The organism is Modestobacter sp. SYSU DS0290 (assembly GCF_054050955.1).
On the sequence record NZ_JBJHAI010000003.1, the window covers coordinates 178,996 to 201,096 of the forward strand.

At 74.1% G+C, this 22,101-nt stretch carries 22 protein-coding genes; 13 read left to right on the forward strand and 9 right to left on the reverse strand.

The features are described from left to right. Positions 1–3: 3 nt before the first annotated feature. From ACI795_RS05405 to ACI795_RS05420, 4 genes are read right to left on the reverse strand one after another with little or no spacing between them, the layout of a single operon-like run. Positions 4–654 carry an SRPBCC family protein gene (locus ACI795_RS05405; protein ID WP_457074195.1) on the reverse strand — a complete coding sequence of 217 codons (651 nt, stop codon included), beginning with the start codon at positions 652–654 and terminating at the stop codon, positions 4–6. Beyond that, on the reverse strand, positions 651–3,059 hold the full coding sequence (cutA, locus tag ACI795_RS05410) for an aerobic carbon-monoxide dehydrogenase large subunit (protein WP_457074196.1): 2,409 nt from the start codon (positions 3,057–3,059) through the stop codon (positions 651–653). The genes ACI795_RS05405 and cutA overlap by 4 nt, the downstream gene beginning before the upstream one ends. Next, a complete protein-coding gene (locus ACI795_RS05415) occupies positions 3,056–3,568 on the reverse strand; it encodes a (2Fe-2S)-binding protein (protein ID WP_457074197.1) in 513 nt (170 codons plus the stop codon). Before ACI795_RS05415 ends, cutA begins: the two co-directional genes overlap by 4 nt. Continuing rightward, the gene (locus tag ACI795_RS05420) at positions 3,565–4,437 is read right to left on the reverse strand and encodes an FAD binding domain-containing protein (protein ID WP_457074198.1); all 873 of its coding nucleotides are present in this window, start codon (positions 4,435–4,437) and stop codon (positions 3,565–3,567) included. The genes ACI795_RS05415 and ACI795_RS05420 overlap by 4 nt, the downstream gene beginning before the upstream one ends. 194 nt (positions 4,438–4,631) lie before the next feature. On the opposite strand from ACI795_RS05420, the gene ACI795_RS05425 reads away from it, so the two are divergent. The 10 genes from ACI795_RS05425 to ACI795_RS05470 all read left to right on the forward strand — a co-directional run bounded on the left by ACI795_RS05425 (position 4,632) and on the right by ACI795_RS05470 (position 13,436). Then, positions 4,632–5,057 carry a DUF4345 domain-containing protein gene (locus ACI795_RS05425; RefSeq protein WP_457074199.1) on the forward strand — a complete coding sequence of 142 codons (426 nt, stop codon included), beginning with the start codon at positions 4,632–4,634 and terminating at the stop codon, positions 5,055–5,057. Positions 5,058–5,084: 27 nt separating this feature from the next. Further along, positions 5,085–6,554 carry an FdrA family protein gene (locus tag ACI795_RS05430; protein ID WP_457074200.1) on the forward strand — a complete coding sequence of 490 codons (1,470 nt, stop codon included), beginning with the start codon at positions 5,085–5,087 and terminating at the stop codon, positions 6,552–6,554. Next, positions 6,551–7,951 (forward strand): DUF1116 domain-containing protein, encoded by a 1,401-nt coding sequence (locus tag ACI795_RS05435; RefSeq protein WP_457074201.1) that lies wholly within the window; start codon positions 6,551–6,553, stop codon positions 7,949–7,951. The genes ACI795_RS05430 and ACI795_RS05435 overlap by 4 nt, the downstream gene beginning before the upstream one ends. 106 nt (positions 7,952–8,057) lie before the next feature. After that, positions 8,058–8,324, forward strand: coding sequence for a hypothetical protein (locus tag ACI795_RS05440; protein WP_457074202.1), 267 nt, complete (start codon positions 8,058–8,060; stop codon positions 8,322–8,324). A 2-nt stretch (positions 8,325–8,326) separates the two neighbouring features. Next, on the forward strand, positions 8,327–9,016 hold the full coding sequence (locus ACI795_RS05445) for a lysophospholipid acyltransferase family protein (RefSeq protein WP_457074204.1): 690 nt from the start codon (positions 8,327–8,329) through the stop codon (positions 9,014–9,016). A gap of 25 nt (positions 9,017–9,041) precedes the next feature. Further along, positions 9,042–9,551 (forward strand): RNA 2'-phosphotransferase, encoded by a 510-nt coding sequence (locus tag ACI795_RS05450; RefSeq protein ID WP_457074205.1) that lies wholly within the window; start codon positions 9,042–9,044, stop codon positions 9,549–9,551. A 50-nt stretch (positions 9,552–9,601) separates the two neighbouring features. After that, complete coding sequence (locus tag ACI795_RS05455; protein WP_457074206.1) at positions 9,602–10,024, forward strand: organic hydroperoxide resistance protein; 423 nt, start codon at positions 9,602–9,604, stop codon at positions 10,022–10,024. Between the two features lie 37 nt (positions 10,025–10,061). Continuing rightward, the gene (locus ACI795_RS05460; RefSeq protein ID WP_457074207.1) at positions 10,062–10,841 is read left to right on the forward strand and encodes an SDR family NAD(P)-dependent oxidoreductase; all 780 of its coding nucleotides are present in this window, start codon (positions 10,062–10,064) and stop codon (positions 10,839–10,841) included. A 75-nt stretch (positions 10,842–10,916) separates the two neighbouring features. Further along, entirely contained in the window at positions 10,917–12,629 is a 1,713-nt protein-coding gene (locus ACI795_RS05465; protein ID WP_457074208.1) for a leucine-rich repeat domain-containing protein, read from the forward strand. A gap of 36 nt (positions 12,630–12,665) precedes the next feature. Then, on the forward strand, positions 12,666–13,436 hold the full coding sequence (locus ACI795_RS05470) for an SDR family NAD(P)-dependent oxidoreductase (protein ID WP_457074209.1): 771 nt from the start codon (positions 12,666–12,668) through the stop codon (positions 13,434–13,436). A 3-nt stretch (positions 13,437–13,439) separates the two neighbouring features. Here the strand turns inward: ACI795_RS05470 and ACI795_RS05475 are convergent, their stop codons facing one another. Then, complete coding sequence (locus tag ACI795_RS05475; RefSeq protein ID WP_457074210.1) at positions 13,440–14,018, reverse strand: helix-turn-helix domain-containing protein; 579 nt, start codon at positions 14,016–14,018, stop codon at positions 13,440–13,442. Between the two features lie 104 nt (positions 14,019–14,122). Between ACI795_RS05475 and ACI795_RS05480 the strand changes: the two genes are divergently transcribed. Beyond that, positions 14,123–15,172 carry a zinc-binding dehydrogenase gene (locus ACI795_RS05480; RefSeq protein WP_457074211.1) on the forward strand — a complete coding sequence of 350 codons (1,050 nt, stop codon included), beginning with the start codon at positions 14,123–14,125 and terminating at the stop codon, positions 15,170–15,172. Between the two features lie 54 nt (positions 15,173–15,226). On the opposite strand, the gene bar is transcribed toward ACI795_RS05480, so the two are convergent. Genes bar through ACI795_RS05500 form a run of 4 tightly spaced genes read right to left on the reverse strand, consistent with a single transcriptional unit; the run spans position 15,227 to position 18,638 of the window. After that, the gene (bar, locus tag ACI795_RS05485) at positions 15,227–16,330 is read right to left on the reverse strand and encodes a barbiturase (RefSeq protein WP_457074212.1); all 1,104 of its coding nucleotides are present in this window, start codon (positions 16,328–16,330) and stop codon (positions 15,227–15,229) included. 35 nt (positions 16,331–16,365) lie between these two features. Next, positions 16,366–17,319 carry a carbamate kinase gene (locus ACI795_RS05490; RefSeq protein ID WP_457074213.1) on the reverse strand — a complete coding sequence of 318 codons (954 nt, stop codon included), beginning with the start codon at positions 17,317–17,319 and terminating at the stop codon, positions 16,366–16,368. Between the two features lie 46 nt (positions 17,320–17,365). Next, positions 17,366–17,758 (reverse strand): hypothetical protein, encoded by a 393-nt coding sequence (locus ACI795_RS05495; protein ID WP_457074214.1) that lies wholly within the window; start codon positions 17,756–17,758, stop codon positions 17,366–17,368. 52 nt (positions 17,759–17,810) lie between these two features. Next, the gene (locus ACI795_RS05500; RefSeq protein ID WP_457074215.1) at positions 17,811–18,638 is read right to left on the reverse strand and encodes a PHP domain-containing protein; all 828 of its coding nucleotides are present in this window, start codon (positions 18,636–18,638) and stop codon (positions 17,811–17,813) included. A gap of 88 nt (positions 18,639–18,726) precedes the next feature. On the opposite strand from ACI795_RS05500, the gene ACI795_RS05505 reads away from it, so the two are divergent. Then, positions 18,727–20,964 (forward strand): RecQ family ATP-dependent DNA helicase, encoded by a 2,238-nt coding sequence (locus ACI795_RS05505; RefSeq protein ID WP_457074217.1) that lies wholly within the window; start codon positions 18,727–18,729, stop codon positions 20,962–20,964. A gap of 54 nt (positions 20,965–21,018) precedes the next feature. Then, positions 21,019–21,648, forward strand: a complete 630-nt coding sequence (locus ACI795_RS05510; protein ID WP_457074218.1) for an alpha-ketoglutarate-dependent dioxygenase AlkB — start codon at positions 21,019–21,021, stop codon at positions 21,646–21,648. The last annotated feature ends 453 nt before the right edge of the window (positions 21,649–22,101 follow it).

Sequence of the window (22,101 nt, forward strand, 5' to 3'; positions counted from 1 at the left end):
CGCTCAGCCCCGGCGGCCGAGGAGGTAGCCGATCCAGACGCCGAGCAGGGTGAGCAGACCGCCACCGGCGGCGCCGACCAGCAGGGGCTTCGCCTCCGCCGGCACCCAGCCGCCGGGCTGCAGTCCTGGGCGGGCGTCGAGGTACCGGTCCGGCATGCCGGTGGACGTTCCCGCGGGAACGTCCGCGGCGAGCGGCGCCACCTCGGCCACCACGTTCGGCTCGGTCAGCTCCTTGTCGATGGCGGCGAAGAACTGCCCGGCCATCCGCTTCGCGACGCCGGTGATCATCCGCTGCCCCACGCCGGCCACGGCCCCGCCGACCACGGCGTCCGCCGAGTACGTCAGCTCCGTCCCGTCGCCGGAGGGCTCCAGCCGGATCTGCACCGTCGCCCGCACCGACCCCGGCCCGCCGGACCCGGATGCGTGCATGACGTAGGACTTCGGGAACGACAGGTCGCTGAGCCGCACCTCACCGGCGTACTTGCCGCGCACCGCGCCCACCCCGGCCGAGACGACCATCGTGTAGCTGTCCTCGCCGACCTGCTGCAGCGACTCGCACCCGGGGATCGTGCGCGCCAGCACGGCCGGGTCGGTGATCACCGACCACACCTGCTCCGGGGCCGCCGAGAGCACCGCACTGCCGTCCAGGTTCACGCCATCGCTCCACTCGGGTTGTTGATCACGCGCTCGGTGTCCGAGCGCACCAGGTCGTACAGCTCGGTGGGGGAGATCGGCATGGCCGCGATCCGCCGTCCCACCGCGTCCTCGACCGCCGACGCGATCGCCGCGGACCCCGGGATGACGCCCGCCTCACCGGCGCCCTTGATGCCCAGCGCGTTCAACGGCGACGGCGTCTCCTGGTGGTCGATCACCACCGGCGGCACCTCGCTCGAGTACGGCATGAGGAAGTCCATGAACGAGGCGTTCGTCAGCTGCCCGTCGCGGTCGTAGGCCATCCGCTCGTACAGCGCCCCGCCCACGCCCTGCGCCACCCCGCCGTGCACCTGGCCCTCGACGATCATCGGGTTCACCACGTTGCCGCAGTCGTGCACCACCGAGTACTGCACGATCTCGATCTCCCACGTCAGCGGGTCGATCTCCACCTCCGCAGCGTGCGCGCCGGAGGCGAACGTCGAGCGCAGCGGCGAGTAGTAGTCGGTGTGCTCCAGCCCCGGCGCATCCCCCTCGGCCACCGGTGGCTTCGAGTCGTCGCCCGGCCCGGCGAACTGGGTGGCCTGCCGCGCGGCCTCGTCGAAGGCGTACCGCAGCGGGTTGGACAGCACCGCCACCGTGCGCAGCGGGATCGTCGCGCCCGGCGTCCCCTTGACCCCGATCAGGCCCTCGTCGATCTCCAGGTCGGCGGGGTCGACCTCCAGCACCTCGGCGGCGATCCGCAGCGCCTTCTCCCGCACCCCGCGCGCCGCCTGCGCCACCGCGTTGCCGCTGACCACGGCGGCCCGCGAGGCGAACGTGCCCACCGCGTAGCCGAACCGCCGGGTGTCGCCGGTGGTGACCTCGACGTCCTCGATGGGCACCCCGAGCTCCGCGGCCGCCAGCTGGGCGAACACCGTCTCGTGCCCCTGGCCCTGCGAGGTCAGCCCCGTGGAGACCAGCACCTTGCCGCTGCCCAGCACCTGCACGTGCGCGCCCTCGTACGGCCCGGGCCCGGTGCCCTCCACGTAGGGCGCCAGCCCGATCCCGCGCAACTTCCCCCGTGTCTCGGACTCCGCCCGCCGCTCGGCGAACCCGTCCCAGTCGGCGAGCGCCCGCAGCTTGTCCATCATCCCGGGGTAGTCGCCGGAGTCGTAGACCAGCGGCCGGCCGTCCTGGAACGTCAGGCCCCAGTCGTAGGGGAACTGGTCGACCTGGATGAGGTTGCGCATCCGCACCTCGAGCCGGTCCAGCCCGCGCTCCTGCGCGATCCGGTCCATCGCCCGCTCCATCGCGAAGCAGCCCTGTGGGCGCCCGGCCCCGCGGTACGGGGTGACGACGACGGTGTTCGTGTAGACGCTGTTCACCACCGCCCGGTAGACCGGGATGTCGTAGGGCCCGAGCAGCTGGGTCGCGGTGTTGATCGGCACGATGATCCCGTAGGGCGTGTACGCGCCGTTGTCGTGCCAGACGAGGACGTCGAGCGCGGTGATCCGGCCGTCGTCGTCGTAGCCGACCGTCACCTCCTGGCGCTGCTGCCGCTCGTGTGCGCTGGAGATGAAGTGCTCGCGGCGGTCCTCGGTCCACTTCACCGGGTGCCCGAGCAGCCGCGCGGCCATCGGCACCAGCAGCTCCTCCGGCCACGGGTGCACGATCTTCACGCCGAACCCGCCGCCGACGTCCGGGGCGATGACCTCGACCTTCTCCAGCGACAGCTCGAGCTTCGCCGCGATCGCCGCCCGCACCGACGTCGACGCCTGGGTGCTGGAGTAGACGCGCAGCGAGGAGTCGGCGTCGTCCCAGCGTGCGTGCACGCCCTTGCCCTCCATGGGCATCGAGGCGCTGCGCTCGAAGTACTGGGTGAAGGAGAGCGTGTGCTTCGACGCGGCCAGCGCCGCCTCGACGTCGCCGGTCTCCTGGTGGTGCCGGGCCGCGACGTTGTCCGGGACGTCCGGGTGGACGACGGCCTCGGCCCGCTCGGCGGCGTCGACCCCGACGACCACCGGCAGCTCTTCCCAGGTGATCGCGATCTTGTCCGCGGCGTCCTCGGCGACGTACCGGTCGGTGGCCACCACCATCACCACCGGCTCGCCCACGTGCCGGGCGACGTCCCGGACCAGCGGGTAGCCGGTGCGCGGGGCGGTGAGCTGCGGGTGCGGGATGAGCACCGGCAGCGGCTCGGCCATCGGGCCGGTGAGGTCCTCGTAGGTGTAGATCGCCAGCAGGCCCTCGACGTCCAGGGCGTCGGTGACGTCGATGTCGACCACCCGCGCGTGCGCGTAGGGGCTGCGGACGAACGCGGCGGCGTAGGCATCGGGCCCGATGTCGTCGAGGTAGCGGCCCTTGCCGACGATCAGCCGGGCGTCCTCCCGCCGGCGTACCGGCTCACCGAAGAACTTGGTGGTCACTGGGCCGCCTCGCGCATCGTCTCGGCCGCCCGCCGGCAGGCCTTCTTGATGTTGGCGTAGCCGGTGCAGCGGCACAGGTTGCCGCCGACCAGCTCGTCGACCTCCTCCTCGGAGATCGGCACCGACGCGTCCCGGGCGTCGAGCCCCGCGGCGATGGTGGTCAGGAAGCCCGGCGTGCAGAACCCGCACTGCAGGGCGTGGCACTCCCGGAACGCCTCCTGGATCGGGTGCAGCACCTCCCCGCCCTGGTGGTCCGGCCGGCTCAGCCCCTCCACGGTGGTCACCTCGTGCCCGTCGATCTGCACCGCGAGCACCAGGCAGGAGCGGGTCGGCTCGCCGTCGACCAGCACCGTGCACGCCCCGCAGACCCCGTGCTCGCAGCCGACGTGCGTGCCGGTCAGCCCGAACCCGTGCCGCAGCGCGTCGGACAGCAGCCAGCGCACCGGTACGGATGCTTCACGTGCAACACCGTTCACGGTGACGGAGATCTGCCGGGTCTGCTCGGTCATGCGGCGGTCCTCTCCGTGGCCTCGGCCGCGGCGTCGGCCAGGGTGCGGGCGGTCAGCGTGGCCACCAGCAGCCTGCGGTAGTCGGCGCTGGCGTGCAGGTCGCCGTCCGGTTCGACCAGGCCACGGGCCAGCTCGCCGGCCGCCGTCCAGTCGGCCTTCTCGACCGGCCGGCCGCCCACCGCGTCGGTCAGGTCGTGCACCTCGGGCACCAGCCCCACCGACAGGTAGGCGGCCTGGGCCGCGGCGACCCGGCGGTTCTCGTCCAGGGTGACGACGACGGCCGCGCCGCACACCGCGTAGTCGCCCTTGCGGCGGGCGATCTCGGCGAACGCCGTCCCCGAGCGCTCCGGCAGGGCGGGGAAGAACGCCTCGGTGACGACGGCGGGCCCGTGCACCGAGGTCTCCAGCGGTCCGACGAAGAAGTCCCGCCAGCCGATCGTCTCCGGTCCGCCCGGGGTGGCGACCGTGACGGACCCGTCCGTCAGCGCCAGCACCGCGGTCATCTCCCCCGAGGGGTCGGCGTGCGCGATCGAGCCGACCGTCGTCCCCCGGTTGCGGATCGCCGGGTGCGCGACGTTCGCCGTCGCCCGGCCCAGCAGCGGCTGGACGGCGGCCGCCTCGGCCGAGGCCAGCAGTGTCGAGTGCCGCACCAGGGCGCCCACCCGGACGCCGTCCGCGCTCGCGGAGACCCGGTCCAGCCCCGGCACCCGGTTGATGTCGACCAGCGTGGTGGGCGCGGCCAGCCGCATGGACAGCAGCGGCAGCAGGGACTGGCCGCCGGCGAGCACCTTGGCGCCCTCGGTGTCGAGCAGGCGCAGGGCCTCGTCGACGGACGACGGGTCGGCATAGCCGAAGGGGGCGGGTTTCACCGGCTGCGGGTCACCTCCGGGCTCGATTGCGGACGGCGGCTGTGGAAGGCGTCACTCTGTCACCGCCGTCCTGCGGGGCGGAAGTACCTCATTGCTAAATCTTCGTTGCGCCGAACGGGGCGGCGAGCGGCCCCATGGGGTGTCCCGTGCTGTCACGATGCGGCCGTGTTCCCGTGCACCGACCTGCCGCCCGCATGACCCCCGCGACGACGGTGCGGGCGATCCGCGGCGTGCTGCTGGCCCTGGGTGCCGTCGCATCCGGGACGGGCACGCTGGTGGCCGCACGGGGGGCGTCGGCGATCCCGGGTGGCGCGCCGACGACGGCCGGTGTCGAGAGCGTGCTGCGCTTCTACGCCGTCTGGTGGGCGGCGCAGGGGCCACGCGCCTGGCGGCTGGCCCGGGATCCCCAGCTGGACGCCGGCGAACTGCGCTCGATCTGCGGCACGACCGTCGTCGGCGGGGTGGCGCGACTGGCGGCGATGCGGGCGAGCGGGCGGCCACATCCGCTGTTCCAGGCGCTGACGGTCGCGGAGCTCACGCTGCCACCGGTGCTGATCGCCCTGCGCGGGCGGCTGCCCGAGCACGGTGGAGCCGGGGCGGGCGAAGTACTTCACCGCTGAGACATCTCTCCGGTAGCGTCCGCGAAGGTGAGCGACTCCCAGGGCGTCCGGCACGTCTCGCTGCGCAGCGGCGTCTACGCCGACTCGGTCCGGTTGATGCAGGTCAGCCGCGAGATCGGCGGCCGTGACGGGGTCACCGCGGTGCTCGTCGCGATGGCCACCCCGCTCAACCTCGAGCTCGCCGCCGGCATGGGCCTGGCCCCTGAGGGCGAGGCGAAGCCCGACCAGCTGCTCATCGCGCTGCGCGCCACCGACGACGCCGAGCTGACCGCCGCGGTCGCCGCCGTCGAGGCCGCGCTGACCGCGCGCGAGGACCGCGGCTCGGCCCAGGCGATCCCCGCCCGCACCGTCGGTGCCGCGCTCGCCGACGCCGGTGACCCGGCGCTGGCCATCGTCAGCGTCCCCGGGCAGTACGCCGTCGCCGAGGCCGCCGACGCGATCGCCGCCGGCCGCAGCGTGCTCGTGTTCAGCGACGGCGTGCCGGTCGAGCACGAGGTCGCCCTCAAGCGGGCCGCGCACGACGCCGGCGTCCTGGTGATGGGGCCCGACTGCGGCACCGCGATCGTCTCCGGCGTCGCCCTGGGCTTCGCCAACGTCGTCCGCCGCGGCCCGGTCGGCCTCGTGGCCGCCAGCGGCACCGGGGCCCAGCAGGTCAGCTGCCTGCTGGACGCCGCGGGTGTCGGCGTCTCGCACGTGCTCGGCGTCGGCGGTCGCGACCTGTCGACGGCGGTCGGCGGGCTGGCGACCCTCGACGCGCTCGCCGCCCTCGACGAGGACCCGGCCACCGAACGCGTGCTGCTGGTCTCCAAGCCGCCCGCGCCCGAGGTTGCCGAGCGGGTGCGGCAGGCCGCCGGCCGGCTGGCCACGCCGGTGCGGTCGGCCGCGCTGTCCCCGGAGTCCCCGGACCTCACCGCGGCGGTCGAGGCGCTGCTCGGTGACCTCGGCGTCGCCGTCCCCGAGTGGCCTGCCCGCCCCGGCGCCGCCGACGCCGTCCCGCCGGGTGCGGTGCTCAAGGGCTTCTACTCCGGCGGCACCCTGGCCGACGAGGCGATGCTGCTCGCCGCTCCCACGCTCGGCGACGTCCGCTCCAACACCCCGCTGCGGCCCGAGCTCGACCTCGGCACCGACCTGCGGGCCCGCGGTCATGTGGTCGTCGACTTCGGCGACGACGCGCTCACCGTGGGCCGCGCGCACCCGATGATCGACCCGACGCTGCGGCTGGAGGCGATCGCGGCCCTGGCGCAGAGCGGTGAGCCCGCGGTCCTGCTGCTCGACGTCGTCCTCGGGCACGGCGCCGACCCCGACCCGGCCGCCACCCTCGCCCCCGCGCTGCAGGCCGCGGGGCTGCCGGTGGTCGTCGCGCTGGTCGGCACCGAGGCCGATCCGCAGGGCTGGTCGCGGCAGGCCGATGCGCTCGCCGAGGCCGGCGCCGCGGTGTTCGCCAGCAACGCCCAGGCCACCCGGTACGCCCTCGACCTCATCGGAGACCAGTCGTGAACCCCCTGCTGTCGGCAGCGCCCGCGATCGTCGCCGCGGGGGTCGAGGTCTTCTCCGCCGCCGTCCGGGCCCAGGGCGCGCCGGTCACCGACGTCGACTGGCGCCCGCCGGGCTTCGGCGCCGCCGCGGACATCGCCCAGCTCGCGCTCGACCAGCGCCGCGCCGCGGCGAACCGGACGGCGGTCGAGCGGCTGATGGCCGCCGGCTCGCACCTGGTCGACGTCCGGCCCGCGCACGAGGTGCTCGACGTCGGCGGCCGCACGCTGCTGCACTCCGGCCCGCCGCTGACCTGGGAGACGGCGTCCGGGCCGATGCGCGGCGCGCTCATCGGCGCCTGCCTGTTCGAGGGCTGGGCGTCGTCCGTCGAGGACGCCGAGCGCATCCTCGCGGCCGGCGAGATCACCCTCGACTCCTGCCACCACCACCGCGCCGTCGGCCCGATGGCCGGGGTGACCAGCCCGTCGATGTGGATGTGGTGCCTCACCGACCCGGTGCACGGTGGGCAGGCCTTCTGCAACCTCAACGAGGGCCTGGGCAAGGTGCTGCGGATGGGCGCCTTCAACGACGAGGTGCTCACCCGGCTGGCCTGGATGCGCGACGTCCTCGGCCCCCTGCTGTCCCAGGCCGTGCGCTCGCGCACCGAGCCGCTGGACGTCAAGGCCGTGCTCGCGCAGATGCTGCAGATGGGCGACGAGGGGCACAACCGCAACCGGGCCGGGTCGCTGATGACCCTGCGCGAGCTCTCCCCGGCGATCGTCGCCGTCGACGCGCCGTCGGCCGACATCGCCGCCGCGCTGGCCTTCATCGGCGGCAACGAGCACTTCTTCCTCAACCTCGGCATGCCGACGGCGAAGCTCGCGCTGGACGCCGCCCGCGACGTCCCCGGCTCGACCATGGTCACCGTGATGTCGCGCAACGGCACCGAGTTCGGCATCCAGACCGCCGGCACCGGGGACCGCTGGTTCACCGGCCCGGCCAACACCCCGGTCGGGCTGTTCCTCGGCGACTACGGCCCCGACGACGCCAACCCCGACATCGGCGACTCCGCGATCATGGAGACCTACGGCGTCGGCGGGTTCGCGATGGCCGCCGCCCCGGCGATCGTCCGGTTCGTCGGCGGCACCGTGCCCGACGCGCTGGCGACGACGGAGCGGATGTACCAGCTGACCCTGGCCGAGAACCCGGCGATGCAGATCCCGATCCTCGGCTTCCGCGGCTCACCCACCGGGATCGACGTCCTGCAGGTGGCGCGGACCGGCTGGCTGCCGCAGATCAACACCGGCATGGCCGGCCGGGTCGCCGGCACCGGCCAGGTGGGCGCCGGCCTGGTGCAGCCCCCGCAGCAGTGCTTCGAGCAGGCCCTGGCCGCGCTCGCCGAGGAGTCCCGCGCCGCCTGAGGGCGGAGATGGCCATTTCTGCCCTCCCGTTAGCGAGGTGGGTGCTCGGGTAGTGCGCGACGCATGCGACCGGGAACCCGGTCGGAACGCCGACGGAGGGACGCCCATGGCCAGCTGCGAGGTCTGCGGCAACGACTACCGGCTCAGCTTCGAGGTGCACGCCGCCGGCGCGGTGCACACCTTCGACAGCTTCGAGTGCGCCATCCACGCGATGGCGCCGGTCTGCGAGCACTGCGGGGTGAAGGTGGTCGGCCACGGCGTCGAGGCCGACGGCGTCTTCTTCTGCTGCGCCTCCTGCGCGCGCATGCACGGCGCGCCCGGCAGCGCCGGCGAGCTGGTCGACCACGCCGGCCGCGCGCCGGACGAGCGCTGACCGTGGACGCCTACCCCGTCGTCCGGGCCCTGGTCCGGCCGTTCGTCCTCGCCCTGTTCCGCCCCCGGGTCGAGGGCATCGAGCACCTCCCGGCCACCGGACCGGTGATCCTGGCCGGCAACCACCCCTCCACCCTGGACCAGTTCTTCCCGCCCGTGCTCCTCCGCCGCCGGGTGACCTACCTGGCCAAGAGCGAGTTCTTCACGCTGCCCGGACTGCCCGGCAAGGCCATGCGCCTGCTGCTGGAGAGCATCGGCATGGTGCCGCTGGACCGGGGCGGCGCGACGGCCGCGGAGGCGGCGCTGCGGCGCGGCCGGGAGGTGCTCGCCGACGGCGGCCTCCTCGGCATCTACCCCGAGGGCACCCGCTCGCCCGACGGCCGGCTGCACCGCGGCAAGACCGGCGTGGCCCGGCTCGCGCTGGCCACCGGGGCGCCGATCGTGCCGGTCGCCGTCATCGGCAGCCACGCGCTGCACCCGGCCGGCGCCCGGCTGCCCCGGCCCGGCCGGGTGGTCATCCGGTTCGGCGCGCCGCTGGACTTCTCGGCCGAGCGAGGCTCGCCCGACGACGGCGCCGTGCTCCGCCGCCTGACCGACCAGGTCATGGCCGAGCTCCAGCGGCTCTCCGGCGACGAGTACGTCGACCGGTACGCCGCCGACGTCAAGGCCGAGCTGGGTGGCCGGGCGGCCTGACCGCCGCGATCCCGACGTCGTCCGGGTGAGCAAGCGGCTGTCCTACGTGCTGCGGCACCGGCCGGACGCCGTCGGCATCACCCTGGACGACGCCGGCTGGGCCGACGTCGACGAGCTGCTCGCCGCACTGCACCTCACCCGGGCACAGCTGGCGGACGTCGTCGCCCGCAACGACAAGCAGCGGTTCGCGCTGGACGCCACCGGCAGCCGCATCCGGGCCAGTCAGGGCCACAGCGTCCCGGTCGAGCTCGGGTACGTCGCCGCGGTCCCGCCGGACGAGCTGTTCCACGGCACCGTCGCGCGGTTCCTCCCCGCGATCCGCGCCGAGGGGCTGCGGCCGGGGAACCGGCACGCGGTGCACCTGAGCGCCGATGTGCAGACCGCGCGGCGGGTCGGCGCACGGCGGGGGACACCCGTGGTGCTGCGGGTGGACGCCGCGGCGATGGTCCGGGACGGCGCGACCTTCACCCGCTCGGCGAACGGGGTGTGGCTGGTGGGCGCCGTGCCGACGCCGTACCTCCAGCGGTTGGACTGAGCGACGACCGGGCAGGGGGGCCTGGTCCGCGTTCCGAGCCAGGAGGTCCCATGCCCGCCGTCTACACCGCCGTCGCCACCTCGACCGGGGACGGCCGCAACGGCCACACCCGCTCCGACGACGGGTTCGTCGACCTCGACCTCGCGGTGCCGAAGGAGATGGGCGGCCCGGGTGGTGCGACCAACCCCGAGCAGCTGTTCGCCGCCGGCTACGCGGCCTGCTTCCACTCCGCGCTGAAGGCCGTCGCCGGGCAGCGGAAGGCGCCGATCGCCGACTCCGCCGTCACCGCCGAGGTCGGCATCGGCCGCACCGACGCCGGCGGGTTCGGGCTGGAGGTCGCCCTGCACGTCGAGCTGGGCGGCGTCGACCAGGCGACCGCGGAGGCCCTGGTCGAGGCCGCCCACCAGATGTGCCCGTACTCCAACGCCACCCGCGGGAACGTGCCGGTGACGCTGGAGACGACCGTCGCCTGAGGGAACACCGGACGCGCCCCAGCCACTTGCTGCTGACATGCAGATCGACCTCACCGGCAAGAAGGCCCTGATCACCGGCTCGTCGCAGGGCATCGGCCTGGCGATCGCCCAGGGACTCGCGGCGGCCGGTGCGTCCGTCGTCCTCACCGGACGGGACGCCGCGAGGCTGGACGCCGCCGCGGGCAGCGTCGCCGGGGAGGTCACCACCGTCGCCGGTGACGTCACCACCGACGAGGGGACGGCGACGCTGCTCGAGCAGGTCCCCGACGTCGACGTGCTGGTCAACAACCTGGGTGTCTTCGGCGCGAAGCCGGCGCTGGAGATCACCGACGACGAGTGGCGCCGTTACTTCGAGACCAACGTGCTCACCGGCGTCCGGCTCACCCGTGCCTACCTGCCCGGGATGAAGGCACGCGGCTGGGGCCGGGTCCAGTACATCGCCAGCGACTCCGCGGTGACCGTCCCGGCGGAGATGATCCACTACGGGATGTCCAAGACCGCCCTGCTCGCGGTCTCCCGCGGCTTCGCCAAGGACGCCGCCGGCACCGGGGTCACGGTGAACTCGGTGATCGCCGGGCCGACGCACACCGGTGGTGTCGAGGAGTTCGTGTACTCGCTGGTCGGCCGTGACCTGCCGTGGGACGAGGCCCAGCGGGAGTTCATGCTGCGGCACCGCCCGCAGTCGCTGCTGCAGCGGCTCATCGAGCCCGAGGAGATCGCCAACATGTGCGTCTACCTCGCCTCGCCGTTGGCCTCGGCGACCACCGGGGGAGCGCTGCGCGTCGACGGCGGCTACGTGGACGCGATCCTGCCCTGACCGCTGGCGCGTCGGCCGGCCTTCCGGACGGGGAGGCTCCCTAGAGTTCCGCTCACCGACGACGAACGGGGCGGGATGACGCGCGCGCAGCAGGGCTGGACGGCGGCCGCCGCGGCGCTCGCGCTGGCCGTCGTGCTCCTCGCCGTCCCCCGGGCGTTCGACCCGCTCACCCCCGGCCTGGACTGGCTGCTCCTCGCGCTCGGGCTGCTCCCGGCCGCCGTACTGCTCGGCTCGCTGCTGCCGGTGGCGCGGCTCCCGGTCGGCGGGCTGCTCGTCGCCGGCGGGGTCTGGCCGGTCGTCTCCGGCGCCCGCGGGCTCGCCGCCATCGAGCGGTTCGACGTCCGGATGGCCGGCAACGACGTCCGGTCACTGGTCGCGCTGCTCGCTCCGGCCGTGCAGCTGGCCGTCGGCCTCGCGCTGCTCTGCGCCGGGCTGGCGCTGTTGGCCCGCAGCCGCGGGGCGCTGCGGGTCGCCGCCGTGCTCGGTGGGCTGTGCGCGGTGTGGACGGTCGGTGAGGTCCTGATGTGGCCGCTGTCGGCCGTCGACGACCTGGGCTGGGGCGTCATCGACGTCCGGGTGTGGCTCACCGCGCTGCTCCACCTGGCGGCCGGCGTCCTCCTGCTCGCGCTGGCGGCGTTCGCCCCGCTGGCGCCCGTCGGCACCGCGCCCACGGACCGGCCGCGCCGGCGTCCGTCCCGGCGGTCGCTGCTCCTGGCCGGCGGGGCGGCCGTGGTGCTCGCCCTCGTCCTCGCCGTCTCCTGGTGGCGCCAGTCCGCACCCCGAGTCGTGGTCGCGGAGACGTTCCCGGACCCCGCGCTGGCCGGCTGCGTGAGCACCGCTCTCGGGCAGGGCGGCATCGCCGATCCGGACGCCGAGGTGTCGGCAGCCGACCTCGGTGCGATCACCAGCCTCACGTGCTCCGGCTTCGGCCCGGTCGCCGATCTCACCGGCATCGACCGGCTCGACGGCCTGGTCAGTCTCGACCTCACCGGTGGCCAGGTCAGCGACCTCGCCCCGCTGGCGGAGGTCTCCGGACTGGCCGACCTTCGGCTGGCGGAGAACCGGATCAGCGACCTCACGCCGCTGGCGGAGCTGGACCTGATCAACGTGGACCTGCGCGACAACCCGGTCGGCGACCTCACCGGCCTGGAGGGCCAGGACCACCTCTCGACCCTCGACCTCTCCCAGGACGCGGTCACCGACCTCTCGCCGCTGCGCGGGCTCCCGCTGCTCTCGACCCTCACGCTGACGAACAACCGGGTCACCGACCTGTCCCCGCTCGCCGGCCTGCCGTACCTGAGTGACCTGGGGCTGTCGGGCAACGCCGTCGTCGACCTCACCCCGCTGGCGGAGGTGCCGACGATCCGGTTCCTCGGTCTCGGGAACAACCGGGTCACCGACGTGACGTCGCTGGCCGCCCTCACCGGGCTGGAGCGGCTGGACCTCACCGCGAACCAGGTGGGCGACCTCGCGCCGCTCGGTGGCCTGCAGTACCTCGACGAGCTGCGGCTCTCCGACAACGTCGTCACCGATCTCGGGCCGTTGAGCTCGGCCCCCGTGCTGCGGGTCGTGTACGCCGACGGCAACCGGATCAGCGACCTGACGGGCCTGGCGGGTGCACCCGACCTGCGCGAGCTGTGGCTGGGCCGCAACCCGCTGACCGACGTGACGCCGCTGCTCCAGGTGCCGATGCTGACCGGCGTCGACCTGCAGGGCCTGCCGTCCGACCTCCCCGGGGTGGCCGAGCTGCAGGCCGCTGGCATCTACGTGGGCGGCTTCGCCCGCTGAGGTGTGCCCGGGCGCGGCCCGTGGCACAGACGGGAGGTGTCCCGCATCCTGGTCACCGGCTCCTCCGACGGGCTCGGCCTGATGGCCGGGCAGTTGCTGGCCTCGCAGGGGCACGCCGTCACCCTGCACGCGCGGAACGGGTCGCGCGCCGACGACGCCCGGGCGGCGCTGCCCTCCGCCGACGCCGTGGTGGTGGGCGACCTGTCCACCCTCGCCGGCATGCGGTCGGTCGCCGCGCAGGCCCGCGACCTCGGCCGCTTCGACGCCGTCGTCCACAACGCCGCCGTCGGCTACCGGGAGCCCCGGCGGATTGAGACCGAGGACGGCCTGGCCCACGTCTTCGCGGTCAACGTGCTGGCCCCCTACCTGCTCACGGCGCTGGTGCCGCGACCGGATCGGCTGGTGTACCTGGGGTCGGGGATGGCCCACGGCGGGAGCCCGGCCCTGGACGACCTGCAGTGGACCCGGCGGCGGTGGAACGGCTCGCAGGCCTACGCCGACAGCAAGCTGTGGGACGTCGTCCTCGCGTTCGCCGTCGCCCGGCGGTGGCCCGACGTGGCGTCCAACGCCGTGGAACCGGGGTGGGTGCCGACGAGGATGGGCGGCGCCGGCGCCCCGGACGACCTGTCCCAGGGCCCGGTCACGCAGGCGTGGCTCGCGGCCGGCGACGACGCCGCGGCCCGGACCAGCGGCGGCTACTGGTACCACCAGCGGCCCCGGGAGGCCCCTCGCGCGGCGTCGGACGTCGCGGTCCAGGAGGGTCTGCTCGCCGCCTGTGCCGATCTGACCGGCGTGCCCCTGCCCTGATCGTCAGCCCAGGGTGGCGGCGATCGCCCGGATGACCCCTGCGGCCTGCGTCGAGGCCACCTCCCGGGCAGGCCCGGCGGGCACGTCGGCCAACTCGATCAGCACCGCCGTGACCGCCGCCGCGACCAGCCGCCCCGGGACGGCGTCCGCCGGCAAGCCGGTCTCCGCGGCGAACGCGGCGGCGAGGTCGGCGGTCTGCGCGTCGGCCCGCGCCCAGCGCAGCGCCCGCAGGTCCGGATCGGCGACGAACGCCCGGCGGGAGGCCTCGCGCACGTCGTCCTGCCCGTCGGGCCCGGTGACATCGGCCAGGCTGCCGAGCACCAGGTCCAGCACCCGGACACCGTCGGGCCGGTCGTGCAGCGCCCGGCCGAGCCGGGAGGAGTACTCCGCGACCAGGGAGAGCGCCAGATCGGGCTTGGAGCCGAAGTGCAGGGCGACGGTGCGCTCGGCGACGTCGGCGCGGCGGGCGATCTCGGCCATGGTCGTCGCCCGGTAACCCTGTTCGGCGAACAGGTCGAAGGCCGCGGCCTGGATCGCCCGGCGCCGTCGCTCCTTGCCGCGCTCGCGCAGACCCTCGGTCACCCGAGCCATTCTACGGTCGGATGTAAAGTTGCAGCCGGACGCAACTATGCGTTCGACTGCAACTCGTTGACTCTCGGCCCCGGCCGAGGAGAGGACGGTGAGCGATGGCCGCCACCATGCGGGCCCAGCGCTTCCACAAGGCGACGCGCGAGTGGGCGATCGAGGACGTGCCGGTACCCGAGCCCGGGCCCGGTGAGGTGCTGATCCGGGTCGCCTACTGCGGCATCTGCCACTCCGACCTGAGCCTCATCGACGGAGTCTTCGGCGGTGACGACGTGCCGGACGTCGTCACGCAGGGCCACGAGGCCGCCGGCACGATCGCGGCCCTCGGACCCGGGGTCACCGGCTGGCAGGTGGGCGACCGGGTGATCCCGTCGGCCGGGCGGCCGGACATGACGTGCGAGTTCTGCCGGCGCGGCGACTTCGCGCACTGCGCGAACATCCAGCTGATGGCCTTCGCCTACGACGGGGCCTGGGCGGAGTACACCGTCGCCCGCGCCCTGGGCCTCACCAAGGTCCCCGACGAGGTGCCGCTGGACCAGGCCGCGATCCTCGCCGACGCCGTCTCCACGCCGTTCGGCGCCGTGGTGCGCACCGGGCAGGTGCGGATCGGTGAGGCCGTCGGCGTCTGGGGCGTTGGTGGCGTCGGGACGCACATCGTCCAGCTCGCCCGGCTGGTCGGCGCCAACCCGATCATCGCCTTCGACATCGACGAGGGGATCCGCCAGCGGGCGCTCGAGGTCGGCGCGGACTTCGCGTTCGACTCCCGCGACCCCGACCTGCGGGCGAAGGTCGCCGAGGCCACCAAGGGGCACCTGCTCGACGTCGCCTTCGACGCGGTCGGCCTGAAGGTCACCTTCGAGCAGGGGCTGCGGATGCTGACGCCCGGCGGCCGGCTGGTCGGTGTGGGCCTCAGTGGCCAGGAGGTCTCGCTCGGCTCGACCGCGGCCTTCGGGCTCTCCCGCAAGCAGGTGCTCGGCCACCTCGGCTACCAGAACGAGGACATCGGCACGCTCGTCGACCTGGTCGCCGCCGGCCGGCTCGACCTGTCCCGCTCGATCAGCGGGGTCGTCTCGCTGGAGGACGTCGGCGAGGGCATCCGCCGGCTGCACGAGCACGACGGCAACCCGATCCGCATCCTCGTCCAGCCCTGATCACGCCGGCGGCGCCGGTCCGGGAGCCCTCGGACCGGCGCCGCTCGTCGTCCCTCAGGCCTTGATGATCGCGGCGACCGGTCCGCCGCCGCTCGGGCCCTGGTGAACCGCGGCGACCGACACGAACACCGCCGGGTCACCGGTCACCGAGGCGGCGACGCCACCGACGGTGGCCTTGATCTGCCGGTGCCAGAAGACGTCGGAGTCGTCGAGCATGGCGTTGCGCCGGCCGCGCACGTAGCCGGTCGGGTCGGCCTCGCACTTGAGGAAGACGTTGACCAGCCGGTCGCCCAGGTCGGACACGTGCGGCCGCTCGGGCAGCTCGAGGCCGGCCTCGCGGATGGCGTTCCAGATGCCGTCCTGGTCCAGCGCGTCGGTCATGACCGAGTGGCCGATCCGGTAGTTCCCGCCGTGCCCGCGGGCGTTGCCCACGACCACGATCTGGGCCCGGTCCAGCTCCACCCCCGAGGAGCAGGAGGCGACCGCGCTGAACAGCGACAGGTCGCGCATGACCTGCTCCTGCGTCGGCATCTCGATCTCACCCAGGGCCACCGCGATGCCCAGCGCCGTCGTCCCGTTGGACAGGTCCATCGAGCCGTGCGGCTCGTCGTAGTAGGTGTCCTTGCCGCGGGACTTCGCCTCACGGATCGTCTCGATGGTCAGCAGCGGCGTCTTGGTCTGCACGTAGTGGACGTCGGCCGGGTCGGTGATCCCGGCGGCCGCCATCGCCCGGCGCACGCCCTCGGCGACCTTCTCCACCATGGCGATGCGCCCGATGTCCTCGGGCAGCAGCACGTCGCTCATCGCGTAGCCGACGGTCAGCCGCGGCTCGTCGGTCTTCTCCACCGACTCCTCGGGCAGCGTGGCGAAGATCGTGGCGTGCGGGCTGATCACGCCGTCGGTGCCGCCGGACCACACGATCGGGATCTGGGCGACGTCCTCCTTCGAACGGCTGCCCTTCTCCAGCAGCACCTCGCGGAAGGCCCGGTCGGCGATGATCCGGGTGTAGTCGTTGACGCCGCCGTTCCCCTCGGTCTTGCCGATGACGGCGACCACCCGGTCGGCCTCCATGACGCCGTCGTCGATGAGCTTGGCCAGCTCGGAGGCGTCACTGACGTTGTGCAGCGGGACCTTGCGGACCTCGATCGGTGCGGGCACGGCGGTTCTCCTCGTTGGCTCAGTCGGACAGGGGCTCAGTCGGACAGGACGGTGCCGACGTCGGCGGTGACGGCGTCGGAGATGTGCTCGAGCGAGGTGACGACGGCGCGGGCGCCGGGTCGCCCCTCGGCGAAGCGGAGCGCGGCCTCGACCTTCGGGCCCATGCTGCCGCGGGCGAACTGCCCGGCCGCGGCGTGCGCCCGCAGCTCGGCGGTGGTGACCCGGCCCAGCGGCCGGGCCGCCGGCGTGCCGAAGTCGACCATCACGTGCGGGACGTCGGTGGCGATGACCAGCGTGTCCGCCCCGAGCTCCGTGGCGAGCAGGGCCGCGGTCAGGTCCTTGTCGATGACCGCCTCGACGCCGCGCAGCGCGCCGCCGTCGGCGCCGTCGTCGACCACCGGGACACCGCCGCCACCGGCGCAGACGACGACGAAGCCGGCCGCGGCGAGCGCCCGGATCGCCGGGCCGTCGACCACCGACCGCGGCTCCGGAGAGGCGACCACCCGGCGCCAGCCGCGCTCGCCACGGTCCTCCCAGACCTGGCCCAGGTCGATGAAGTGCTGGGCGCGGTCACGGGGCAGGTGCCGGCCGACGGGTTTGGTCGGCGAGCGGAACCCGGGGTCGGCCGGGTCGACCAGGGTCCGGGTGACCAGGGCGGCGGTGCGCTGGGGCAGCCCGCGCGCGGCGAGGGCCGCGTCCAGCTCGTCGGCGATGGTGAAGCCGATGGTCGCCTGGGTCTGGGCGACGTTCCAGTCCAGCGGGACCGGGGGCACCTCGTGGGCCGCGAGTTCGTTCTTGACCAGCAGGTTCCCCACCTGCGGGCCGTTGCCGTGGGTGACCACGACCTCCACCCCGGTGGCGACCACGGCGGCCAGGTGACCGGTGGCGACGGCGATCGCCGCGCGCTGCGCGGCGGGCGTGGCCGACCCGTCCGGGCCGGTCATGGCGTTGCCGCCCAGGGCGACGACCACGAGGCGGGGAGGGGTCACCCGCCGGACCCTAGCGGCAGAGTGCCTTAGCGGTGAAGTACCTGCCTCAGGCGGCGACGACGAGCGCGGCGTCGTCGGACACCGGCACGGCGAACTCGTCGGTGGCGGCGGTCGCCAGACGGGCGGCGTCCCGGCTCAGCGGCGGGGGCGGGAGGGCGGGCAGCTCGGAGGTGAGCAGCACCCGGACCTCCTCCGGCTCCTCGGCCACGGCGGGCGCCTCGGGCGAGTCGTCGGTCGCGGTGTCGTCGCTCGTGGTCTCGTCGCTCGCCTCGAGCACCGCGACGTCCTCGCGCGGCTCGGGCTCGACGTCGTCCCAGTGCTCGGCGAGGTCGGCGATCACCTGCAGGGCCTCGTCGTGCAGCTGCTCGACGAACGCGTGCCCGGCAGCGGCCATCTCCTCGAACGGGGCGGCGCCCTCGGTGGTGTGCAGATCGGTCACATCGGTCTTCTCGGCAGTCCCGGACCAGACCGTGACCTCCGGGTTCCGTTACTCAGCGGCGCCAGAAGTCGAAGCGGTCCCGGCCGGGCCGGAAGCCTGCCTGCTCGACGACGTCGACCGCGAGGTCGAACCGCTGCCCGACCAGGTGCGGCTGGTGCGCGTCGCTCCCGAAGCTCACCGCGTCCCCGCCCTCCTCCCGGTACCAGCGCAGCAGCTCCACCGACCAGAGCGGGCTGGTGGTGTTCACCTCCAGCGCCCGGCCGCTGCCGGCGAGAGCGCGGAAGACCGCCCGGTACTCCTCCTCGAACTCCGCCTCCGGGTAGGCGTCCCGGCCCCCGGGCCAGTACCGCCGCGGGTAGTCGCAGTGCGCCAGCACCTGGAAGACGTCGCTGGACTCGATCATCCCGACCATCTCGACGAGGTAGCGGCGCATGGTGCCGACGACGTCCGTGCCCGGCGCGTGGAGCAGCCGGTTGACCCCCATCAACCGGCCCTCGACCGGCAGCGAGTGGAGCGACCCCAGGATGCGGTCGACCGGGGAGGCGCTCAGGTGTGCGGCGACGCTCGCCCCGAACAGGTGCGGCTCCCCGGCCTCGACGCCCGACCACACCCGCAGCTGGGGGTAGCGCTGCCGGGCCTCCCAGATCGTCTCGGCGTAGAGGTCGACGTCGATCGGCAGCTGGTTGGCCGGGTGGCGGTCGGACAGCCCCTGCGCGGTGGCCCGGTCGGCGGCGTCCCAGACGGTGAAGTCCAGGTGCTCGGTGAAGGCGATCGCGGGCAGGCCGATCTCCACGGCGTGCGCGCAGGCCCGCAGCAGCGAGGCCCGTGGCCCGGTGTCCCAGGAGAACTCGCTGTGCACGTGGTTGTCCGGCGGCAGCATCAGTCGCCATCCAACCGTTCGTCCACAGTCTCCGCACACCGGGTCCCGGTTGTCGGTGCCGACGCCTACGGTCGGGGGTGTGACGACGGTGGCACCTCCCCCGACCGAGCTGGCCGACGAGGCCCTCGGTGTCCTGCGCGAGCTCACCGGCCGCCCCGAGGCGGTCTTCCGCGAGGGGCAGGACGCGGCGGTGGCCGCGCTGGTCGAACGGCAGCAGCGGGCGCTGGTCGTGCAGCGCACCGGCTGGGGGAAGTCGGCGGTCTACTTCGTCTCGACGGCGCTGCTCCGCCGCCGCGGCGCCGGCCCGACCCTGCTGGTGAGCCCGCTCCTCGCGCTGATGCGGGACCAGGTGGCCGCGGCCGGTCGTGCGGGCATCAAGGCGGTGGAGATCTCCAGCTCCAACGTCACCGAGTGGGACGACATCAACGCCCGGCTGGCCGCCGACGACGTCGACGTCCTGCTCGTCTCGCCCGAGCGGCTGACCAACCCCCGGTTCCGTGACGAGCAGCTGCCCGGCCTGGTCGAGCGCTGCGGCCTGCTGGTGGTCGACGAGGCGCACTGCGTCTCCGACTGGGGGCACGACTTCCGCCCCGACTACCGGCGCATCCGCGACCTGCTCGGCCAGCTGCCCCCGGGCACCCCGGTGCTCGCCACGACGGCGACGGCGAACGAGCGCGTGGTCGCCGACGTCGCCGAGCAGCTCGGCGCCGGCGGGGTCGAGGTCACCACCGTGCGCGGGCCGCTGGCCCGCGACTCCCTGCGCCTGGGCGTGCTGCGGCTGGACACCGACCGGGCCCGGCTGGCCTGGCTCGCCGCGCACCTCGCCGACCTCCCGGGCAGCGGGATCGTCTACACGCTCACCGTGGCCGCGGCCGAGGAGACGGCGGCGCTGCTGCGCGACGCCGGGCACGAGGTGCGGGCCTACACCGGCCGGCTGGACGACGCCGACCGCAAGGACGCCGAGGAGGCGCTCCGGGAGAACCGGGTGAAGGCGCTGGTCGCCACCTCGGCGCTCGGCATGGGCTTCGACAAGCCCGACCTGGGCTTCGTCGTGCACCTGGGCGCGCCGTCGTCGCCGGTCAGCTACTACCAGCAGGTCGGGCGCGCAGGGCGCGCCGTCGAGCACGCCGACGTGCTGCTGCTCCCCGGCCCGGAGGACATCGCGATCTGGCAGTGGTTCGCCACCTCCTCGATGCCGCGGGAGGACCACGCGGCGGCGGTGCTGGCCGCCATGGCCGACGGCAAGGCCTGGTCGGTGGCCCGACTGGAGACCGTGGCCGACGTCCGCCGGTCCCGGCTGGAGCTCCTGCTCAAGGTGCTCGCCGTCGACGGGGCGGTCGAGCGGGTGCAGGGGGGCTGGCGGTCCACCGGCGTCCCCTGGGTGTACGACGCCGACCGCTACTCCCGGGTCACCGCCACGCGGGAGTCCGAACAGCGGGCGATGCTGGCCTACGCCAAGCCCGTCGACACCGCCGAGTGCCGCATGGCCTTCCTCCAGGAAGCGCTGGACGACCCGACCGCGGCCCCCTGCGGTCGCTGTGACGTGTGTGCCGGCCCCTGGTACTCCACCGACGTCCCGGCCGGCGCCGCCGAAGCGGCCTCGGCCCGGCTCGACCGGCCGGGCGTGGAGCTCTCGCCGCGCGCCCAGTGGCCCACGGGTGCCGACCGGCTCGGAGTCGAGGTGAAGGGCAAGATCGCTCCCGGGGAGCAGATCACCGCAGGGCGTGCCGTCGCCCGGCTCACCGACCTCGGCTGGGGGCAGCGGCTGCGCACCCTGCTCGGCGACGACGGGGTCGGCGGGGTGGCGACCCTGGCCGACGACCTCGAGGCCCCGCCCCTGGAGGAGGACCCGGACGCCGCCTACGACGTGAGCCACCGGGTGATCCGCCCGGGGCTGCCGAACGACGCGCCACCGGACGACGAGCTGCTCAAGGCCTGTGGCCGGGTGCTCGGCGCCTGGGACTGGGCGCGGCGCCCCGGTGCTGTGGTGGCCATGCCCTCGCGCCGGCGGCCCGCGCTGGTCACCGGGGTGGCGGAGGGTCTCGCCCGCATGGGGCGGCTCCCCTACCTCGGGGCGCTCGACCTGGCCCACGGCGGGCCGACCGGCGGGCCAGGGGGCAACAGCGCCTTCCGGCTGGCCGGGGTGTGGCAGCGGATCGTCGTCGGACCCGAGCTGCGCGACCGGCTGGCGGCCCTGGGGGACGAACCCGTGCTGCTCGTCGATGACCTGGCCGACTCGCGCTGGACGATGACCGTCGCCGGCCGCGAGCTGCGCCTGGCGGGCGCGGGCTCGGTGCTCCCCTTCGTGCTGGCGCTCTCCGCCTGAGGTTGTCCACAGGTTTTCGAACAGGTGTGCGAAACCTGCGGTAGCGTCGCCCCCATGACGCTCGCGCACCAGCCGTCGATGTGGGACGTGGCCGAGGAGCCGGAGCTGACCCCGCTCGCCGGTCGGGTCACCCGGCACCAGTTGAGCCGCGGCGCCTGGGTCGACCACCTGCCGGGCTGGGTGGAGGGCTCCGACGGCGTGTTGGACGTGCTGCTGGGCGACATCGGCTGGCGGGCCGACCGGCGGCAGATGTACGACCGTGAGGTCGCCGTGCCCCGACTGCTCCGGTGGTACGGCGGAGGCGAGCAGCTGCCGCACCCGCTCCTCACCGAAGCCCGGCGCCAGCTCGACGCGCACTACGGCCCGGAGCTGGGTGAGCCGTTCGTCAGCGCGGGCATGTGCCTCTACCGGGACGGGCGCGACAGCGTTGCCTGGCACGGCGACCGCATCGGTCGCAGTCGCACGGAGGACACCATGGTGGCGATCGTCTCCTTCGGGTCGCCCCGACCGCTCCAGTTGCGTCCGGTGGGCGGTGGCGAGAGCCTCCGCTTCCCCCTGGGGCACGGCGATCTGGTCGTCATGGGCGGTTCCTGCCAGCGCACGTGGGAGCACTGCATCCCGAAGACGACCAAGGCGGTCGGGCCGAGGGTCAGCGTCCAGTACCGACCCCGCGGGGTGGCCTGAGCGGCGTTCTCCCAGGTCAGCAGCCCTGAGGGGTCTTCCGAAGACCCCGCGGGACCCCCCGGTTTGCAGGGCCCTCTGAGGGCGTGTAATGTTCTCCATGCACCGAGCGAGAACGGACCGGGCCGCAAGGCCTGGGAAACCGCCGGCCGAACCCCCCGAGGGTGAGCCGCTGCGGAGCCCGGTGTACAGTGGGAACACCGCCGCGAACGAAGGCCGAAGCAATTCGGTCGGGTTTCGTGCGCGTCCGCTCCTTGAGAACTCAACAGCGTGCCGAAAGTCAGTGCCATATAGTTAAACCCCCATTCGGCTTGGTCGCCTTCGGGTGGCTGGGTTGGGGATTCCTTTGGTTGATTGACATCGAGAGTGCTAGCTCTCGGTTCTCAGCCGTGGGTTGAATTCATCTACGGAGAGTTTGATCCTGGCTCAGGACGAACGCTGGCGGCGTGCTTAACA